Source organism: Streptomyces sp. NPDC006655, assembly GCF_040703965.1.
In the GTDB taxonomy this organism is placed as follows: Bacteria; Actinomycetota; Actinomycetes; order Streptomycetales; family Streptomycetaceae; genus Streptomyces.
Genome location: NZ_JBEYJU010000016.1, coordinates 36,706 through 56,312, shown reverse-complemented (window position 1 = coordinate 56,312; position 19,607 = coordinate 36,706). Strand labels below are relative to the sequence as shown.

At 72.9% G+C, this 19,607-nt stretch carries 16 protein-coding genes; 11 read left to right on the top strand and 5 right to left on the bottom strand.

What is annotated here, in order from left to right; all coding sequences use genetic code 11:
- Positions 1-30 precede the first annotated feature (30 nt).
- Complete coding sequence (locus tag AB0958_RS12375) at positions 31-3,171, bottom strand: SpoIIE family protein phosphatase (RefSeq protein WP_366890319.1); 3,141 nt, start codon at positions 3,169-3,171, stop codon at positions 31-33.
- Between the two features lie 123 nt (positions 3,172-3,294).
- A complete protein-coding gene (locus AB0958_RS12370) occupies positions 3,295-4,227 on the bottom strand; it encodes a cyclase family protein (protein ID WP_366890318.1) in 933 nt (310 codons plus the stop codon).
- Positions 4,228-4,486: 259 nt separating this feature from the next.
- Here AB0958_RS12370 and AB0958_RS12365 point away from each other — a divergent pair, with 259 nt between their 5' ends.
- The 10 genes from AB0958_RS12365 (at position 4,487) to AB0958_RS12320 (ending at position 14,774) form a co-directional block, all read left to right on the top strand.
- Positions 4,487-5,086: an acyltransferase gene (locus tag AB0958_RS12365; RefSeq protein ID WP_366890317.1), complete on the top strand. Its 600-nt coding sequence runs from the start codon at positions 4,487-4,489 to the stop codon at positions 5,084-5,086.
- A gap of 281 nt (positions 5,087-5,367) precedes the next feature.
- The gene (locus AB0958_RS12360) at positions 5,368-6,537 is read left to right on the top strand and encodes a hypothetical protein (protein WP_366890316.1); all 1,170 of its coding nucleotides are present in this window, start codon (positions 5,368-5,370) and stop codon (positions 6,535-6,537) included.
- The gene (locus AB0958_RS12355) at positions 6,534-7,304 is read left to right on the top strand and encodes a WecB/TagA/CpsF family glycosyltransferase (RefSeq protein ID WP_366890315.1); all 771 of its coding nucleotides are present in this window, start codon (positions 6,534-6,536) and stop codon (positions 7,302-7,304) included. Before AB0958_RS12360 ends, AB0958_RS12355 begins: the two co-directional genes overlap by 4 nt.
- A complete protein-coding gene (locus AB0958_RS12350; RefSeq protein WP_366890314.1) occupies positions 7,304-8,563 on the top strand; it encodes a nucleotide sugar dehydrogenase in 1,260 nt (419 codons plus the stop codon). Before AB0958_RS12355 ends, AB0958_RS12350 begins: the two co-directional genes overlap by 1 nt.
- A gap of 3 nt (positions 8,564-8,566) precedes the next feature.
- The gene (gene wecB, locus AB0958_RS12345; protein ID WP_366890313.1) at positions 8,567-9,697 is read left to right on the top strand and encodes a UDP-N-acetylglucosamine 2-epimerase (non-hydrolyzing); all 1,131 of its coding nucleotides are present in this window, start codon (positions 8,567-8,569) and stop codon (positions 9,695-9,697) included.
- 51 nt (positions 9,698-9,748) lie between these two features.
- Positions 9,749-10,615: a chain length determinant protein gene (locus tag AB0958_RS12340; protein ID WP_366890312.1), complete on the top strand. Its 867-nt coding sequence runs from the start codon at positions 9,749-9,751 to the stop codon at positions 10,613-10,615.
- A complete protein-coding gene (locus AB0958_RS12335) occupies positions 10,578-12,134 on the top strand; it encodes an oligosaccharide flippase family protein (RefSeq protein WP_366890311.1) in 1,557 nt (518 codons plus the stop codon). Before AB0958_RS12340 ends, AB0958_RS12335 begins: the two co-directional genes overlap by 38 nt.
- Before the next feature lie 4 nt (positions 12,135-12,138).
- Positions 12,139-13,245 (top strand): hypothetical protein, encoded by a 1,107-nt coding sequence (locus tag AB0958_RS12330; protein WP_366890310.1) that lies wholly within the window; start codon positions 12,139-12,141, stop codon positions 13,243-13,245.
- Positions 13,242-14,054: a glycosyltransferase family 2 protein gene (locus tag AB0958_RS12325; protein ID WP_366890309.1), complete on the top strand. Its 813-nt coding sequence runs from the start codon at positions 13,242-13,244 to the stop codon at positions 14,052-14,054. The genes AB0958_RS12330 and AB0958_RS12325 overlap by 4 nt, the downstream gene beginning before the upstream one ends.
- A gap of 42 nt (positions 14,055-14,096) precedes the next feature.
- Complete coding sequence (locus tag AB0958_RS12320) at positions 14,097-14,774, top strand: class I SAM-dependent methyltransferase (RefSeq protein ID WP_366890308.1); 678 nt, start codon at positions 14,097-14,099, stop codon at positions 14,772-14,774.
- Positions 14,775-14,829: 55 nt separating this feature from the next.
- Here the strand turns inward: AB0958_RS12320 and AB0958_RS12315 are convergent, their stop codons facing one another.
- Both AB0958_RS12315 and AB0958_RS12310 read right to left on the bottom strand, forming a co-directional pair.
- Positions 14,830-15,729: a glycosyltransferase family 2 protein gene (locus AB0958_RS12315; RefSeq protein WP_366890307.1), complete on the bottom strand. Its 900-nt coding sequence runs from the start codon at positions 15,727-15,729 to the stop codon at positions 14,830-14,832.
- Complete coding sequence (locus AB0958_RS12310; protein ID WP_366890306.1) at positions 15,726-17,756, bottom strand: O-antigen ligase family protein; 2,031 nt, start codon at positions 17,754-17,756, stop codon at positions 15,726-15,728. The genes AB0958_RS12315 and AB0958_RS12310 overlap by 4 nt, the downstream gene beginning before the upstream one ends.
- 68 nt (positions 17,757-17,824) lie before the next feature.
- Between AB0958_RS12310 and AB0958_RS12305 the strand changes: the two genes are divergently transcribed.
- Positions 17,825-18,496, top strand: coding sequence for a hypothetical protein (locus AB0958_RS12305; protein ID WP_366890304.1), 672 nt, complete (start codon positions 17,825-17,827; stop codon positions 18,494-18,496).
- A gap of 17 nt (positions 18,497-18,513) precedes the next feature.
- On the opposite strand, the gene AB0958_RS12300 is transcribed toward AB0958_RS12305, so the two are convergent.
- On the bottom strand, positions 18,514-19,560 hold the full coding sequence (locus tag AB0958_RS12300) for a glycosyltransferase (RefSeq protein WP_366890303.1): 1,047 nt from the start codon (positions 19,558-19,560) through the stop codon (positions 18,514-18,516).
- Positions 19,561-19,607 lie beyond the last annotated feature (47 nt).

Here is a 19,607-nt window from a genome sequence, read left to right as displayed (position 1 = left end):
TCCGTACGATACGGGGTGGCTGTCTTCGCCTCACACGCCGTCGAGTCCGCATTCGGCCCAGATGACCTTGCCCTGGGACAGGTGCCGGGTGCCCCAGGCCCGGGCGAGCTGGGCGACCAGGAACAGGCCGCGGCCGCCCTCGTCGGTGCTGGCCGCCCGGCGCAGGTGCGGGGCGGTGCTGCTGGTGTCGACGACCTCGCAGATCACGGTGCGGTGGTGCAGCAGCCGTACCCGGATGGGGCCGGTGCCGTGCCGGATGGCGTTGGTGACCAGCTCGCTCAGGATCAGCTCCATGGCGAACGCGGTGTCGTCCAGACCCCATTCGGTGAGCTTGGCGAGGGCGGCGGCACGGACCTCGCCGACGAGGGCCGGGTCGGGGGCCAGTTCCCAGGTGGCGATCCGGTCGGCGGCCAGTCCGTGGGTGCGGACCACGAGCAGGGCGATGTCGTCGCAGGGGTGGGCGGGTGCCACCCGGTCCAGGATGGCCCGGCAGGTCTCCTCGGGCGTGCGCTCCGGGTGGCCGGCCAGGGCACCGCGCAGCTGTTCGAGTACGGCGTCGACGTCGCGGTGGCGGTCCTCGATGAGTCCGTCCGTGTAGAGGACCAGTTGGCTGTCCTCCGGCAGGTCGACCTCGACGGCGTCGAAGGGCAGCCCGCCGAGCCCGAGCGGGGGTCCCGCGGGCAGGTCGGGGTAGCGGACGCTGCCGTCGGGGCCGACCAGCGCGGGCGGCGGGTGGCCGGCGCGGGCCATGACGCAGCGTTGCGTGGTGGGGTCGTAGACGACGTACAGGCAGGTCGCGCCGATGATGCCGGAGCCCTCGCCGTCGGGGTCGTCGCGGTCCAGTCGGCCGACCAGGTTGTCGAGGTGGGTGAGCACCTCGTCCGGCGGGAAGTCCAGCTCGGCGAAGCTGCGGGCGGCGGTGCGCAGCCGGCCCATGGTGGCCGCCGACAGCATGCCGTGTCCGACGACGTCGCCGACGAGCAGCCCGATCCGGGTGCCGGAGAGCGGGATGACGTCGTACCAGTCGCCGCCCACGTCCGACTCGGCGGGCAGGTAGCGGTGGGCGATCTCCGCGGCGTCCTGGTCGGGCAGCCCGTGCGGGAGCAGTCTGCGCTGGAGGGCCAGCACCATCGAACGTTCGTGGGTGTACCGGCGGGCGTTGTCGATCGAGAGGGCGGCCCTGCTGGCCAGTTCCAGCGCCAGCGAGCGGTCGTCGTCGCCGAAGGGGGCGGAACCCTGCCCGCGGTAGAAGCTGGCGATGCCGAGGACGACGCCCCGGGCCACCAGCGGTACGGCGATGAGCGAGTGCACCTCCGCGAGCAGCCGTTCGGTGTGCTCGGGATCCTGTGCGAGCCAGCCGGCGGCGGCCTGGAGGTCCGGCTCCAGCTCGGCCCGGCCGTTGCTGAGACAGCGCAGCTGCGGGGTGGCGGGACCGAAGTCGATCCGCTTGCCGACCGGAGTGAAGGGCAGTCCGTCCCGGACTCCGTGCACCACCGTCCGGCGCAGGTCGCCGAGCGGGTCGTCGGCCTCCTCGCCGCGCAGTACCGCGTCGGGCAGGTCGACGGTCACGTGGTCGGCGAGCCTCGGTACGGCCGTCAGCGCCATTTCCTCGGCGGTGCGGCGGACGTCGAGCGTCGTGCCGATCCGTGTGCTGGCCTCGGACAGCAGCTCCAGCCTGCGGCGCGCGGCCAGGGCGTAGGCGCCGACCTCGGGCTCACCGAAGAGGACGAGCCGTCGCGCGGCGCCGGGAGGTTCGGGGCCCGGGACGGCTGCGCCGGTGCGGGCGGCACCCCCGTCGCCCGTGCCGGTGCGGGCTGCACCCTCGGGGACCGGCCCGGTTGACAGCGGCGGGGAGGCGGGACGCAGGGCCGACCAGGGCGAGGCGGCGGCGGAGGGCTCGGCGGGAGGACCGCAGGGGGCGGCGACGGAGCCCTCGGCGGGAGAACCGGACGGGGCGGCGACGGAGCCCTCGGCGGGAGAACCGGACGGGGCGGCGACCGCAGCCTCCGTGGGGGGACCGGGCGGGGCGGGGGCGAGGAGGAGGGCGGGTGGGCGTCCGGCGGGGGAACGGTCCGGGGGCCCGGCCGGGTTCGTCCGGGTCGTGCCTCCGGGCGTTCCCGCCGCCACCGCGTGCCGTGCGGCGGCGTGCAGCCGACCGACCATGAGGGTGCCCCCCGGAGCCCCGAGCCCGTTCCCCGCCACGGCCCCGAAGGCCGTGTCCAGCCGCACCTGATGACGCGAGACGTCCAGGGGCGTCGTCGCCGCGAGGCCGGGCAGCAGCATCTCCACGGCGAGGCCCTGCACCCCCGAGGGGCCGGTCACCCGGCGGCTGACGAGCGTGACGCGGCGGCCGTCGGAGAGGGAGACGCCCATGGCGGCGTACCGGCCGCGGGAGATGAGCTCGGCCGCCTTCTCCATGAGGATGGCCCGGTCACCGGGGCGCAGGTCCAGGACCCGTTCGTCCACCGGGCGCCCCGGGGGGAGGTCGGCGGCGGCCTCGTACGCCCTGAGCAGGACCCGCTCGCGGGCCGAGCTCTGCCGTAGCAGCCTGCCCTCCACGGCCCGTACCGCCCGGCAGATGATGTCGCCCAGGACCGGGGCCTCGGCGCTGCGGTGGTAGCCGAAGCACAGCACGCCCTCCATGCGCCCGCTCAGCGGGTCCCGGACGGGCGCGGCGATACAGGCGTTGCCCTGGGCGCGTTCCGCGAAGTGCTCGGCGCCGAAGACCCGGACGAGGCCGCGCTCGGCGAGGGCGAGCCCGATCCCGTTGGTGCCGGCGAACCGTTCGGCGAAGACGAAGCCGGGCTCCACCTGGATCGCGGGCAGGCTGCGGGACATCGCCGGGTCGCCGAAGCGGCGCAGCAGGACGGTGCCGCCCGCGTCCGCGAGCGAGATGTTGATCTGGCTGCCCGAGAACCGGGCCTGGAGCCGGTCCAGCACGGGAACCGCGGCCCGCACGAGCGGCCCGTCGGGGTCGAAGTCCCCGTGGAAGGGCAGGTCGGCCCGGTCGGAGGAGAGACCGAGGGACCGGCAGCGCAGCCAGGAGCCCAGGATCGGCGCCCGTACTCCGCTGTCGACCTGCTCACCCTGCAGGAACCGCTCACGGAAACGTACGGGACCCGCATCACCCGTCGGCCGCCTGGCCGGAACTGGTTGCCCGCCGGACCGCATCACTCTGCGCCTCGCTCACCGTCGCAAGAATCAGTTTTTCGCAAAGAAAGCGACATAAACGAGAATACGGACATTGAACGCGAGAGTCATCGCCTGCCGGATCCCGCCCGCGGCCCGCGGCGGTCACAGGACCGCGACCGGGTTGACGGGCGATCCGGTCCCGCCCGGAATGTCCAGCGGCGCCACGACCAGCATGAAGGTGTACCGGCCCGCCTCGGCGGCAGCGGCGGACAGCGCTTCCAGGTCGAGGTTGTCGAGCAGCGGCACTCCGAGCGCGGCCACCGCGAGGGCGTGCACGGGCGAGTGCACCCCGGGCACCGGTGAGGGCCGTACGTCGCTGTCGCCATCTCCGCCGAGCAGCGCGATGCCCCGTTCCGCCAGCAGCGGCAGCGCGTCCACGTGGAAGCCCGCGCTCGACGCCGCCGAGTCCCAGGCGCCGCGTTCCCGTCGGCGCCTGGCGTGGCCGGAGCGCAGCAGTACGGCGTCGCCTTCGCCGACGGTCACGCCGAGCGCCCGCTCGGCCGTGAGGACGTCGGCCGCGCGTACCGCCCGCCCCGGTTCGAGCCAGTCGAGGCCGAGGACGGCGGGCATGTCGAGCAGCACGCCCGTCGTGACGAGCGGCCCGAGCGCCGACACCGCGCCGAAGCGGGCGCCCGCGGCGTCGATGTGGTCGCGGGCGCGCCGGCCGTCGTACAGCTCCCCGCGGTAGGCGACATGGCTGAGGGCGTCGAGATGGGTGACGCCCTTGCCGTGGTAGTCGGCCGCGACGAAGTCCTTGTGGGTGGCCGGCTCCGGGCTCTCCACGTCGCCGAGATCCGTCATGTGGTGCAGCGCCGGAGTGGGGTTGTCCGGTCCGGAGCGGGTGTTCCAGGGCAGCGCCGTCGGCACGACCGTCCCGGACCGCACCAGGGCGGCGGCCCGGCGGGCGTGTCCGGCGGTCACCCGGTTGAAGGCACCCCGGTCGGCACGCTGCCAGCGCCCCCAGGTACGGAGCGCCGCGAACAACGCGTCGAACTCCTCCCGGGGGACGGCCGGCCCGCCGATCTCAGAGGTCATCCGCTTCCGTCCCTTGCACACCCGGAACCCCAGGCTGACACCGGGAGCCCGCCCCGGCCACTCGCACGGGTCACCCCACCCCCACAGTGTGCGGATTCCGCCCCTTCGGCGTGTCCTGGACAAGTAGGGTGATGCGCATGAAGGCACCTTTGTCGTCTCGTGGAGTCGGTCGGTGACGACCTCGCGGTCGGCGGCATCAGGGATCCGGCCGACGCCTACGGACACCTCGACGACCCACTGAGAAGAAAGGTTCAACCAGGTGAACTTCAAGGTCCAGCCCACCGCCCAGGTCGACGACAGGGCCACGGTCGGCGACGGAACGGCGGTCTGGGATCTGGCCCAGATCCGGGAGGACGCGAGGCTGGGCAGCGGCTGCATCGTGGGCCGGGGCGCCTACGTCGGCCCGGGCGTGCGGATCGGCGACAACGTGAAGTTGCAGAACTACGCGCTGGTCTACGAACCCGCGGTGCTCGGCGACGGGGTGTTCGTGGGCCCGGCCGCGGTCCTCACCAACGACTACTTCCCGCGTTCGGTGGATCCGCGGGGCAGGCTCAAGCGCGGGGGCGACTGGGAGGCCGTGGCCGTGGTGGTGGCCGAGGGGGCGTCGCTGGGAGCTCGTTCGGTGTGTGTGGCGCCGGTGCGGGTGGGCCGCTGGGCGCTGGTGGCGGCGGGTGCGGTGGTGACCCGGGACGTGCCGGACTTCGCGCTCGTGGCCGGGGTTCCGGCGCGCCGGATCGGCTGGGTGGGCCGGGCCGGCGTACGGCTGGTCGAGCGGGACGCGGAGCCGGGCGTCTGGGAGTGTCCCGAGACGGGCGCGCTGCACGACGAGAAGGACGGCGAGCTCGTCGAACGCTCATGACAGCTGTTTTCAGCTGTTTCCCGCAAAACGCAATTCCTCGAACATCTAGTGGCATAACATGTGCGCGAACTGTGCAGACAAAGCACAATGAGCGCACAAACCATAAGTGCCCAGGGGGGGTTACTACGTGGTGTGGACAGCTACGCCTCCAGCCGGGAGCGACGACCGTCCTGACGGCTGACCACTGACGTCCGCCTTCTTCGTCCCGCCCGGCCGACTGTGCCGAGGCGTACTCAAGCATGCGCATAAAGGACCCACAGGGGGGTTGGTGTGCCCAGATCATGACCACGACACGCCTGGCAGCGCTCGAACTCGCGGACCCTTCGCTGTTCGCGCTCGCCCAACGGCTGCTCACCGTTGCCGAGTCGGGGCTGCCGTCGATGCTGCTGCCGGGCGGTGAGGCCTTCGCCTTCACCATGGCCGGGCACCAGGACCCCGATGGCCGCTGGACGCTGGAGCGGCGCGGGATCAGCACCCGGTACGCGGCGATCACCGTGCTCGGTGCGCAGTACCTGCCCGAGGACCGCCAGCGCGCGGTGCTCGGCGGCCGTACCGCCCAGGAGTTCGCCGGGCTGCTGGTGGAGTCGCTGCCCGCGGTGACCAACCTGGGCGACTCCGCGCTCATCGCCTGGGCCGCCGCGGAGACCGGGCACCCCAAGCTGTCCGACGCCCTGGCCCGGGTCGAGGCGCTGGACGACCCGGACCGTCCGCAGTACACCGTCGAGGCCGCCTGGGTGCTGTCCGCCCTCGCGGCGGCGCGTGACACGGTCGATGTGGAGAGACGTTTCAGCGCGGCTCGCGACCGGCTGCTGCGGGCCCGGATCGGCGACAGCCCGCTCTTCCCCCACGCCACCGGACCCGGCCTGCTGCCCTGGTACCGGGCGCATGTCTGCTGCTTCGCCGATCAGACGTACCCGTTGCAGGCCCTGGCCCGTGCCCACGCCAGTGGCGACGGGGACGGCGATCCGCAGGCGCTGGCCGCGGCGGACGCGTGCGCGGCGCGCATCTGTGAGCTGCAGGGCGAGGACGGGCAGTGGTGGTGGCACTACGACGCGCGCACCGGAGGTGTCGTCGAGGGCTACCCGGTCTACAGCGTCCACCAGCACGCGATGGCGCCGACGGCCCTGTTCGACCTGGCCGACGCGGGCGGCTCCGACTTCGGCGCGGCGATCCGCAGGGGCCTGCGCTGGATGACGGACGTTCCCGAACTGGCCGGCTCCGGGTCCCGGGAACCCATGATCCTGGACGAACTCGGCGCCACCTGGCGCAAGGTGTACCGGGGGGACCCGAAGAAGGCCGTACGGGCGGCCCGGGGCCTGTCCACCCGCATCGCCCCGAGCCTTCGGCTGAAGGCCCTGGACCGGGTGTACCGGCCGGTCGCCGTGGACCGTGAATGCCGGCCGTACGAACTCGGCTGGATGCTCTACGCCTGGCAGGGGGGCCGGATATGAGCGAGCGAAGAACGCTGTTCGGGGTCGAGCTCGACCCGCTGACGATGGACGAGACCGTGGCACGCTGCCTGGCGGCGGTCCGGGACGGCGGACAGCTGGAGATCGGCGTGGTCAACGCCGCGAAGCTGGTCACCATGCGGCGGGACGAACGGCTCGCCAGGGCCGTGGCCGGCTGCGACCTGGTGCTGGCCGACGGACAGGCCGTGGTCTGGGCCGGCCGGGTGCTGCGCGCCCCGCTGCCGGAGCGGGTGGCCGGGATCGACCTGTTCCTGCGGCTGCTGGCGGAGGCGGAGGCCGCGGGCTTCTCGGTGTACTTCCTCGGCGCGCGGCAGGAGGTGCTGGAGCGGATGCTGCTCCAGGTGGCCGACCGCTTCCCCGGCCTGAAGGTGGCCGGCAGCCGCAACGGCTACTTCGACGACTCCGAGCAGGAGGAGATAGCGGACGGGATCGCCCGCAGCGGCGGCCAGTTGCTGTTCCTCGGCATGACCTCGCCGAAGAAGGAGATCTTCACCGCCGCGTACGGCACCCGCACCGGCGCCCGTGTGGTGCACGGCGTGGGCGGCTCCTTCGACATCCTGGCCGGGGTCACCAAGCGGGCCCCGCAGTCCTGGCAGCGGCTGGGCATGGAATGGCTCTACCGCGCGCTCCAGGAGCCGCGCCGGCTGGGCCGCCGCTATCTCACCACCAATGTGGCCTTCCTCCTCATGACGGCGCGCGAGCGGTTCCGCCCCGCCCCGCCGGCCGCTCCCGCGAACAGGAGTCACTGATGCGTGTCGTCGTGGTTGGACAGGGATACGTCGGCCTCCCGCTGGCCGTCCGGGCCGCCGAGGTCGGCCACGAGGTGATCGGCTACGACGTCGACACCCGGCGGATCAAGAGTCTCGCCGCCGGTGAGTCCTTCGTCGAGGACGTCTCCTCCGAGCGCATCCGGGCGGCCCTGGACAACGGCACCTACCGCCCGAGCGACGCGGCCCGGGACTGCGGCGGTTTCGACATCGCCGTGGTGACCGTGCCGACCCCGCTGCACGAGGGCACCCCCGACCTGCGCTACATCAGGGATTCGGCGGTCACCCTCGCCCGCTATCTGCGCCCCGGGGCCACCGTCGTCCTGGAGTCGACCACCTACCCCGGCACCACCCAGGAGCTGTTCGCCCCGATCCTGGAGGAGGGGTCGGGCCTGACCGCGGGCTCCGACTTCCACCTGGGGTACAGCCCCGAGCGGATCGACCCGGGCAACACGGTGTGGGGCTTCAAGGAGACCCCGAAGGTGGTCTCCGGCGTCAACGAGGCCTCGCTCAAGGCCGTTCAGGGCTTCTACGCCCAACTCGTCGACACCACCGTGCCGGTGGGCTCGCCCAAGGAGGCGGAGCTCGCCAAGCTCCTGGAGAACACGTTCCGGCACGTGAACATCGCGCTGGTCAACGAGATCGCGATGTTCGCGCACCACCTGGACATCGACGTCTGGCAGGCCATCGACGCCGCCTCGACCAAGCCCTTCGGCTTCATGAGGTTCACGCCCGGGCCGGGTGTCGGCGGGCACTGCCTGCCGATCGACCCCTCGTACCTGTCCTGGCGGGTGCAGCGCGAACTCGGGCAGAGCTTCCGCTTCGTGGAGCTGGCCAACGACATCAACAGCCACATGCCCGAGTACGTGACACGGCGCATCAGCGAGCTGTTCAACGACAGGCGCCGCTCGGTGAACGGCTCGCGCATCCTGCTGCTGGGCCTCGCGTACAAGAAAAACACCGGCGACGCTCGCGAGTCGCCCGCGCTGCGCATCTCCCAGCTGCTGCTGGACATGGGCGCGCAGGTCAGGGCGGCCGACCCGCACGTGGTGGAGAGCCTGCCGGTGGACAGCCGGCTGGTGCGGGTCGAACCGACCCAGCGGGAGCTGGCGGACGCCGACGTGGTGGTGCTGCTCACCGACCACGACGGCTTCGACTACGAACTCGTCGCCGAACACGCCCCCTTCGTCCTGGACTGCCGCCGCAGGCTGCCGTCCGGACCCACCATCGAGGTGCTCTGAACCATGCGAGTCGTCTGTGTGGCCGGGGCCCGCCCCAACTACATGAAGATCAAACCGGTGATGGACGCCCTGGAGGCCCGGGGCGCCGAGGTGCTCCTCGTCCACACCGGCCAGCACTACGACCCGGCGATGAACGACGTGTTCTTCGCCGACCTCGGCATCCGCCCGCCCGACCGCTTCCTCGGCGTCGGCTCCGGCAGCCACGCCGAGCAGACGGGCCGCGTGATGACCGCGTTCGAGCCGCTGCTCGCCGAGGTGGCCCCGGACGTCGTCGTGGTGGTCGGCGACATCAACTCCACGCTGGCCTGCGCCCTGGTCACCGCCAAGGCCGGGCCGCTGCTGGCCCATGTCGAGGCGGGGCTGCGCAGCCGTGACTGGAGCATGCCGGAGGAGGTCAACCGGGTCGCCACCGACCGGGTCAGCGACTACCTGCTGGCCCCCTCCCCCGACGCCGTCGACAACCTGCGCGCCGAGGGCTACCGGGAGGACCAGATCCACCTGGTCGGCAACGTCATGATCGACACGCTCCTCGCCAACCTGGAGCGGGCCCGCGCCTCGGACGTCCTGGACCGGTTCGACCTGGCCGAGGGCGGGTTCGGCCTGGTCACCCTGCACCGGCCGGCCAACGTGGACGACCCCGAGGTCCTCACGGGGCTGCTGAAGGCCCTGGGAGAGGTCGCCGGCCGCCTGCCGCTCGTGCTGCCCGTGCACCCACGGGCGGCCGGCCGGCTGGCCGAGATCGGCGTGCCGGGGGGTGTGCGGCTCGTACCGCCCGCCGGATACCTCGACTTCATCGCGCTGCAGGATGCCGCCCGGGTCGTCCTCACCGATTCGGGCGGGGTGCAGGAGGAGACCACCGCGCTCGGCGTGCCGTGCGTGACGCTGCGGGACAACACCGAGCGGCCGGTCACCGTCGAGCAGGGCACCAACGTGCTGGCCGGCCGGGATCCCGCGCGGATCACGGCCACCGTGCACGCGGTGCTGGACGCGCCGCCCGCGCCGCGCCGGCCCGACCTGTGGGACGGCCGCGCGAGCGACCGCATCGCCGAGGTGCTGCTGGCCGGCGGCACCGCCGACTCCCGCCCGAGACCGACCGATCGGCCCCGACCCAAGGATCGAACGTTCCCCATATGATCCGCTTGCAACATATGCTCGTCGAACGTCTGGTCGCGAGGGGGAACCGTCATGGATCTCGCTGAGATCGCCCGGGTGCTGCGCAGGCGCTGGTACGTCCTGCTGCCGGGGCTGCTGCTGACCGCCGGCCTGGTCTTCGCGGTGACCGTGCTGGTCCCGGTGACGTACCAGTCGCAGAGCACCGTGGTGCTGCTGAACTCCCAGAAGGCGACGGTGGCCTACGACGGCAATCCCTTCCTCAGCACCCAGACCTCGCTCACCGGCATGGCCGACAGCCTGGCCCGCAACCTCAACTCCGACGACTCGCTGCGGGATCTCAAGGCCCGCGGCGCCAAGGGCACCGTCGAGGCCAAGCTCGCCGACAACGCGCAGGGGCCGCTGCTGTGGCTCACCGTCACCGGCACCGACAAGGCCGCGGTGCTGTCCTCGGACAGGCTCCTGACCGCGTACGCCGAGGAACGTCTCGACCAGTTCCAGAAGCAGCAGTCGGTCGCCCCCAAGGCCATGATCCGGATGACGACGATCGTGCCGCCGCAGAACCCGGCGGCGCAGACCAAGACGCGGCTGGAGTACATGGTCATGGCCGGGGCCCTGGGTCTCGTCCTCACCCTGGCCGCCGCCTTCTACGCGGAGGCGCGCAAGCGCCCGCACGGCCCGGCCGCGGAGGCCGGACCCGCCGGTCCCGCCGGACCCGACGAGAAGCCGGCCGCCGCGACCGCGCCGGCCGGGAGGTCGCTCGTCGAGGAGACGCTCGCCATCCGGCAGCCGCCCAGCTGGTCGCAGTCCGCCGGCACCGCTCCGGCCGCCGCAGAGCCCGACCCGCCGCGGCCCGCCATGGCCGTGGCGTCCGCCGCCGAGCCACTCGACGAGGAGTCGACTCATGGACATCGCCCGCGCACCGGACAGCGGGACCGGTGAGACGAGCGACGCGCCCGCTCCCCCCGGCCCGGTGACAGCCGCCGCGACCGTCACCGCTCCCTCCCTCGGCCGCAAGGTGCGTTCGGCGGCGCGGTGGAGCCTGGTCAACACCGTCGTGATGCGGCTGGGCAACTTCGCGACCGGCATCCTGCTGGCCCGCTTCGCCCTCGGCCCCGCGGAATGGGGCGTGTACGGCATCGCCCAGACCGTCCTGCTGGTCCTGCTGTCCGCGAACGAACTGGGCGTGGGCCTGGCCATCGTGCGCTGGGAGGGGGACGCCCGGCGGTTCGCGCCGACCGTGCTGACCCTGAGCACCCTCTCCAGCGGGCTGCTGTACGTGGCGCTGTTCGCGACGGCGCCGGGCGTGGCGGGCCTGCTGGGCTCGCCGCACGCCGCGGGCGTCCTGCGGGTGATGTGCCTGTGCGTGCTGATCGACGGGGTGGCCCAGGTCCCCGCAGGCTTCCTCACCCGGGAGTTCGCCCAGGGCAAGCGGATGATCATCGATGCGCTCAACTTCGCGATCAGCACCGCGGTGACGCTGTTGCTGGCCTTCGCGGGCCGGGGCGCGATGAGCTTCGCCTGGGGGGCGGTGGCCGGGAACGTCGTCACGCTGATCGGCTGCGCGCTGGCGGCCCCCGGCACCCTGAGGTTCGGCTGGGACTCCGGACAGGCCCGCGCGCTGCTGCGGTTCGGGCTGCCCCTGGCGGGGGCGAGCATGCTGGCCCTGGCGGTGGTCAACGTCGACACCATGGTGGTGGGCGCGACCCTCGGCAACGTGTCGCTCGGGTTCTACGTGCTCGCCTTCAACATCTCCGGCTGGCCCGTGCGCATCATCTCCGAGGCCGCGCGCCGGGTCTCCTTCGCCGGGTTCTCCCGTCTGGCCGGCTCGCCGCAGGCGCTCGCCAAGGGCTTCAGCCGGGCCCTGGGCGTGCTGATCACCGGTACCGTCCCGCTGTGCGTGCTGCTGGCCGGCCTCGCGGAGCCGGTCATCCGGCTGGTCTACGGCGGCCAGTGGGTCCCCGCGGCGGCCGCGCTGCCCTGGCTGATGGCGCTCGGCCTGATCCGCATCGGTGGCGAACTGGCCTACGACTGCCTGGTCGCGATCGGCCAACGCCGTTCGCTCTTCCTGGTGCAGGGTCTGTGGCTGGTGGCCCTGGTCCCGGTGCTCCTGGTGGCCGCGCACCTGAACGGCATCGTCGGGGTCTCCCAGGGGCATGTCCTGGTCGCGGGCGGCCTGGTGGTGCCCGTCTTCCTGGTCGCCCTGCACCGCGGCGGCATCGGCCTCGGCCGGATCGCCCGGGCCTGTGCCTGGCCGTTCCTGGGCGGCGCCGTGATGACCGTGATCGTCCTCGGTCTGCGGGCTCCGCTCGGCGACGGGCGGCTCGCGCTCCTCATCATCACCACCGTCGCGCTGGTCGGCTACACGGTGTGCGTGCTGCCCAGCCGGGACTTCCTGCGCGGGGTGGAGCACCCCCGGGCGGCCGCCCGCGTCGGCTCCTCACCCCAGGGCACGAGGTGATCCCATGTCACGACGTACCGGCCTCGCCAGGGTCGCGGGACCGCTGCTCGCGGGACTGCTCGCGGTCCTCGCGACCGCCTGCTCGGGATCGGCCGGGCCCGCCCGGCCGGACTGCCCGGACTCCGCGCTGACCTGCCCGGCGAGCGGATCGACGGGAACGCCGGGAACGCGGCGAACGCCGGGAACAGCGGGCACCGCCGCGCCGACCGCGGCCACCGGGACGCCCTCCGGCCCCGGCGCGACGGCCCCCGGCAGCAGCGGCGCGTCCGGCAAGCCGGCGCCGCAGGCCGCGTGTGCCTCCCCCGCCGCCTGCGGGTTCCCCGACGCCCGCAGCACCGGACCGCGCATCCCGCTCACCCCGCACAGGACCGGCAACCTGTCCGTCCGCGAGAACGGCACGGTCATCCGGGGCTGGGACATCACCGGCTCCCTCGACGTCTACGCCGACGACGTCACCGTCATCGACACGAGGATCACCTCCGCCAACTGGTGGGGCGTCAACCTGCGCCCCGGCCACAAGGGACTGCGGATCCTGCACACCACCATCACCGCCGTCCCCGGCAAGGGTCCGGACAACGGCGGCGTCGACTACGCGGTGTCGAACATGGGGACCAGCTCCGTCGAGGTCGGCTGGTGCGACGTCTCGGTGTTCGGCGACGCCCTGTCCATGGGCCAGGGCGACATCCACGACAACTACGTCCACGACATCGCGCCGTTCGTGAACCAGAGCGGCGAGTGGCAGCACACCAACGCGGTGATCAGCGGCGGCGGCAACACCGGGCACCTGGTCGTCCGCCACAACACGCTGCTCAACCCCACCGGTCTGAAGCAGGGGGCCTCGGGCAGCATCGGCCTGTTCGCCGACGCCGGGGTCGTCCGCAACGTCACCGTCGACCACAACTGGATCGCGGGCGGCGCCTACGCCCTCTACGGCGGTGCCACCGGTGCCACCGGGATCAAGGTCACGAACAACGTGTTCTCCACCCAGTACCACCCCGCGTCCGGCGGTTACGGCACGGTCGCCCACTGGAACGCGGACGGCGCCGGGAACGAGTGGCGCGGCAACCGGCTGTCCGACGGCCGCCCGGTGCAGCCGGAGCCGTCCCCGTGACCGGCACCGTGGCGCGCCGCCTCGCCCGGGCGCCCTGGACGCTGCTGAAGGCGCTGTTCGGCTGGCTGGTGCTGTTCGAGGCCAGGAACAAGGTGCTGCTCGCCCCGAGCGCGGTGCGGCTGCGCCGGACGGAGGACGCCGAGACCCGGCGGCTGGCGGCCGCGCTGCCCGCGCCGCCCACGGCGCTGGTCGCCACGGTGATCGCCACCCACCGGCGGCCCGAGGCGCTGCGGGCCGCGGTCCGCTCGGCGCTGGACCAGACGGTGGGCGACCAGGTCGTCATGGTGGTCGACGACGGCGCCGGACTGCCCGAACTACCGGACGATCCCCGCCTGTTCGCCGTCTCGCTGGCCCGCAACACCGGCGTCGCGGGCGTGGTGCGCAACGTGGGCATCCGCCTCACCCGCTCCCGGTACGTGGCGTTCCTCGACGACGACAACCTGTGGGAACCCGACCACCTGGAGCGGGCGTTGGCGGTCCTGGAGGCTCCCGGCGGGCCGGACGGCGTGTACACGGCGCTGCGTCGCGTGCTGCCCGACGGCAGCGAGAACGACGTCCTCTCGGTCCCGTACGAGCGGCGCCGGGCCGCCCGCGAGGCCTTCCTGGACACCAACGCCTTCGTCGCCCGCCGCACCCGCGCCCTGTACTTCAGCCGGCTGCGCCGGACCCCCGAGGTGCTGCCCCGGGAGGACTGGGAGCTGATCCGCCGGTACGCGCGCAGGCACCGGGTACGCCACGTGCCGCACCCCACCGTCCGGTACCTGATGAACCCGGCCAGCTTCTACACCCGATGGCGACAGCCCAGTTGAGGCCCGCTCTTCCGTCCCCTCCGATCCCAGGTGGTTGATCCCGTGGCACCGTCCCGCGCCCTCAGGAACAAGTTCGTCGACGCCCCCGGCTCACTCGGCGAGAAACTCCGCATCGCCCGCTGGGAACGCTTCCGGCGCTGCTTCCCCGGCATCGAGAACATGAGCGTGGTGGACCTGGGCGGCACGGCGGAGATGTGGCTGCGCGCCCCCGTGCGCGCCAAGCACGTCCACCTGATCAACCTGGAGGCGCACCCCGCCGAACTGCCCGACTGGATCACCGCCCAGAACGCCGACGTCACCGACCCGGAGACCGCCGCCGCGCTGAGCGCCGACGGCGGCTACGACCTGGTGTTCTCCAACTCGACCATCGAGCACGTCGGCGGCCACAGCCAGCGGCGGAGGTTCGTCGCCGCCGTGGAGCGGCTGGCCCCGCTGCACTGGATCCAGACGCCGTACCGCTACTTCCCGGTCGAGCCGCACTTCGTGGCCCCCGGCTTCCAGTTCCTGCCGCTGGCCGCGCGGGCGCGTCTGGTGCGGCGCTGGCCGCTGGTGCACAGCCGCCCCGACAGCCCCGAGTCCGCGATGGACGCCGTCGTCAACATCGAACTGCTGACCCGCGCCGAGATGCGCTACCTCTTCCCCCGCTCGGAGCTGCTGAGCGAACGGGTGCTCGGGGTGCCGAAGTCGCTGATCGCGGTGCGGACGCGGCCGGCGCGCTGACGCTCCGCCCGGCCGGCCCGCCGGGGACGGCGGCGCCCGCGCACCGCCGCCCGCATCATGGTCCCGGCACCCCGCGCAGCGCTCCCGGGCGGGCCAGTTCGGCCGCGGCCGCCCTGCTGGCCGGGCGGCCCAGGGCGGCGCGTGAGGCCTCGCGGAGCAGCACCGCGGTACGGAACGCGGCCGTCGCCAGCGGACCGTGCCGACGCCGGTACAGCCGGACCCGGTTGACGGTGAGCAGGGTCCACAGCCGGGGCGAGACGCGGGAGTCGCCACCCAGGTGGACGGCGTCGGCGGTCGGCTCCAGGCGGGTGGCGTAGCCCAGGTCGCGGGCCCGCAGGCAGAACTCGGTCTCCTCCGAGTAGAGGAAGAAGGACTCGTCCCAGGGCCCGCAGGCGGCCAGGCACTCGGCGGAGACGGCCATCAGCGCGCCGGTCGCCCAGTCCGCGCGGGTCGGACTCCGGTAGGCGCCGGGGTCGGTGACCAGCTCGCTCAGGGCCGGGAAGCGCCCCGCCCTGGTGTTGCCGATCACCGCCTCGCCGAGCGCCCGCAGCACGGTCGGCTCCCGGCGCAGCGAACGGTGCGGGGTGTCCGAGCCCTCCTCGTAGAGCAGGGGTACGGCGATCCCGACCCCGTCCCCGAGACCGCCGACGAGGCGTGCGGCGCAGCCCGGCCGCATCCGGACGTCGGGGTTGCAGATCAGCACGGCGTCGTGCTCCCCGGCCGCCCGCAGCGCGGCGTTGATCCCGGCCGCGTACCCGGCGTTGCGGCCGGTCCCGACGACGGTGGCGTCCGGGGCCAGGGTCCGCAGCACCTCGACGGTGTCGTCGGCGGAGTCGTTGTCGGCGACGACCAGCCGCCAGTCGAGGCCGGTCATGGCGTGCGGCAGCGCGGCGAGGAACCCCGGCAGCACCTGGGCGCTGTTCCAGGTGACGACGATGACGGCGACGCTGCTCATCGGGACTCCACGAGTCGGGGAAGGTCGGCTTCGGGTACCGCGGGTGCCGCACGGGGCACGGGGACGGCGCCGGCCGCCTCGCGCCGGACGAAACCGAGGTAGCTGCCGCCGGCGCCCAGGGTCAGGAAGAACATCCCGGCGTACATGGGGAAGCTCAGCGCGTCGAAGGTGGCGCTGATGACCAGGGCGACCAGGGCCGAGGCGAGGAACGCCTGTCCGAGTTCCCGGTCCGACTCGGTGCGGGCGAGCCTGCGGATCGCCCCGCCCTGGTGGATCCCGGTGACGAACAGCACGAGCAGCGCGACCAGTCCGAGGACGCCCATCTCGGCGAGGGTCAGCATGTACTGGTTGTCCGTGAAGAAGTACAGGTCGGGGGTGAAGGTGCCGAACCCGCGCCCGAACCAGGGGTGTTCCTTGAGGTAGGGGACGATCGCGCTGTACTTCACGGTGCGTGCCTGGGTGCTGCTGTCGGAGTTGGACAGGAAGCTGGCGAACAGACCGGTGATGGTTCCGATCAGCCCCGGGATGATCACCTTGAAGCCGGCCACCGAACCCAGGATCAGACCGATCGCGGACCAGCGGCGCTGCGGCTTCCAGCGCGGGACCATCACCAGGATCACGATGAAGACGCCGATGATGGAGGTGCGGGACACCGTCAGCGGCAGCGCGCCCGCCATGATCGCGACCGGGCCCCACCGGCGCAGCGCGCCCGCGTGCCGGCGCACCGGGTCGAAGGCCTGGTGGACGGCGAAGGGGACCAGGATGGCGAGCATGCCGCCGAACTCCAGCGGATGCGACGTGGTGGAGCGCGGCCGGGTGAACGAGCCGCGGTCCATGGTGCTGATGCCGGCCGTGCTGGAGTGCAGGCCCGGGATGTGGATGGAGTCCGCGATGTTGGTGGCCGCGAAGAAGTCGTAGTAGCCGATGAGGGCCACCACCGTGCCCAGCACGACGACCCGGCGCATCAGCGTGTCCAGGCGGCTGCGCTCCTGGATGCCGGCCGAGGAGAGCACCACCAGCGCGGTCCACACGCCGAGTCCGATGAGGCCCCGGTCGGCGCCCAGCACCTCCTCGTGCGAGCTCTCGCGGGTCGCGTCCGCGAGGTACGACAGCAGGACCGCCGCCGCGAGCACGCACATGGCCACGCGCGGGAGCCTGGTGTCCCTGGCCGGCAGGATGCGGCCGCCGAGCCAGGTCGCGAGGTACCAGAGGAGTCCCAGCAGGGCGAACACGTTGGCCGGGGTGCCGACGCCGCCGAGCGCGGGCAGGGTGAGGTTCGAGGGGACGAAGAAGGCCAGCACCAGGTAGCCGCTGAGGATCGTCGTGGCGTCCAGCCTGCGCACCAGCAGCCCCCTGGGCCGCTCGGGTGGGCTCGCGCGGTGGCGCCGGGGCACGTAGCCGGCCAGGGCGCGTCCGCGGCGGCGTACCACGGCGACGCCCTCGGCCAGGATGGACAGCAGGAACGCGCCGACCATCCCGGCGATGAGGACCGCCGCGATGTTCTGGTAGCGGCTCTTCGACTGGGAGACCGGGGTCTGCGGCAGGACGACCGGCGCGGTCTGCACCGTGTACCCCTTCGGCACCCTGGAGGCGGCCTGCAGGGCTTTGAGCTGCTCCCCCGTGAAGTCGGTGAGGGTGGTGGTCTCGCGGAGCACCTTCGCCCGGTCGGTCCCGGTGACGCCCAGGGTGAGCAGCGGGCTGTCGGACTGCGCGGCGAAGCCGACCGTGTACGGGTCCGTGACGCCGCGCGAGCGCAGTTCCTTCGCGGAGTCGCCGGACTGGAGCGTCCTGATCAGCACGTCGGCGGTGACGACCAGCGAACCGCCCGCGTTCGAGATCGGGTTGCCGAAGGTGGGCGCCATGTCGGCGATCGCCGTGGAGTCGAGCAGGGTGACGGAGCTCTGCGACTCGTAGGACACCGGGATGGTGCGGTACAGGTATCCGCCGGCGAGCAGGCTGAGCAGGGTGAGCGGCACCATGAAGTACCAGCGCCTGCGCATGATCGCCAAGAGGTCGGCGAGGCTCATGAGATCTCCCTTTTGGTGGCGGTTCGCCCCGGCGCCTGCGAGGATCGGTGACGACGGAAGGAATCCCCGTGTCGCCTCGTGACGTCGCCGAAGCGCTGCTCCGCCGGTGGTACGTGCTGCTGTTGGCGCTCGCGCTGACGGTGGCCGGCGCCTACCAGGTGCTGCATCCCGCACCGCGGTACCTGAGTTCGGCGGTGATCGTGCTCAAGCCGCCCGTGACCGGCAACCAGCCCAACCAGCTGACGAACCTCCAACCGCCGCTGGCCACCCTGTCGTACGGCGTGATCCAGCAGTTGGAGTCCCCCGCCGGGCACAGGGAGCTGGCTGCCGCCGGGGTGGCCGGGACGTACCAGCTGATCCCGCGCAACAGCGGCACCAGCGCGACACCGCGCTACCTGATCCCCTCGGTCCAGGTGCAGGCCCAGCGCTCCTCCGCCGTCGACGCCGACACCGCGGTGAGCCGGGTCATCGACGTGTACACCCGGCACGTGACGGCTCTCCAGACCGCCGAGGGCGTCGCCCCCGAGGCGCGGATCAGCGCCTCGGTCCTGGTCGCCGCGAGCGCCGCGCCGGTGCAGGGCACCAGGACCCGGGCCCTGGCCGGCACCGCTCTGCTGGGCGGCGTCGGCGGGATCGTGGTGGCGCTCTGGTGCGACCGGTACGCGCTGCGCCGCAGGGCCGGGAGGGGCGGTCTGGCGGAGCCGGTCCGCCCCGTCGGCCGGCTCCCCGTCGCGGGCTGACCGGAACTGGTGGCCCATCAGATGCCGCGGCGCTTCCAGGACTCCCACCACAGCGCCTCCCTGCCGCGCTCGGCCACGGCCGACCACACCAGCGGCTGAAGGTACGGCATCGCCCTCGGCCCGATCCGTCTGCGCAGCCGCAGCGCGCGGTACTCGGGCAGCGCCCGGTATCCCGGCAGGCACTGCGCGGCGAAGGCCACGCACTCCTCGACCGGTACGACGTCGGTACGGCCCCGGTCGTAGGCCCGGTAGGCGCGGCGCAGGGCGTGGCGGGCGAGACGGGTGTGGACCTGCTCGGACAGGCGGTCGGCGCCCGGCAGCCGGTCCCCGCACTTGGTGAGCACCGAGTCGAAGGCGACCAGGCGCTGGCGCAGGTCGTCGAGCTGGCCGCCGAAGTCGACGGTGGACATGTTCTTGCCGTGCACGCGGTAGTAGGCCTGGTCGGCGCCGCGTACGTAGCCGACGTCGGCGTGGGCGGCGAGCCGCATCCACATCTCGATGTCACCGGCGTGCGGCAGGGCGGGGTCGTAGCCGCCGACCGTGCGCTGGAGGGCGGTGCGGACGACGACCTCCGGGGAGGTGATGCAGCCGGTGCCCTCCCGGAAGCGGCGCTCCAGCCACCAGTGGCCGGGGTAGACGACCGAACCGGTGCTGGTCGTACGGGCCTTGGGCAGGGGCCCGCCGTGCTGGAAGCGCAGCGGGCGCCCGTAGGCGAACCCCGCCTCCGGGTGGGCGTCCAGCAGCGCGGCGGCGCGGACCAGCGCGCCCGGCACCAGCCGGTCGTCGGCGGACAGGAGGGCCACGTAGTCCCCGTCGGCCCACTCCATCAGACCCTCGTTGTAGGTGGCGATGTGTCCCTTGTTCGTCTCGTGGACGAGGACCTCGATCCGCGGGTCGGCGGCGGCCAGCTTGAGCGCGACCTCGGCCGAGTCGTCGGGCGAGGCGTCGTCGATGATGAGCACGCGGACGTCGACGCCGTCCTGCTCGTCCAGGACGCTGCTCACGCAGTCGGCGAGGAAGTGGCCGTACTTGTAGCAGGGGATCACAACACTGACGGTGCTCATCGGTGGTGAAGCCAATCCCCGTCGGTGGCCCGCGCCCTGCCGGGCAC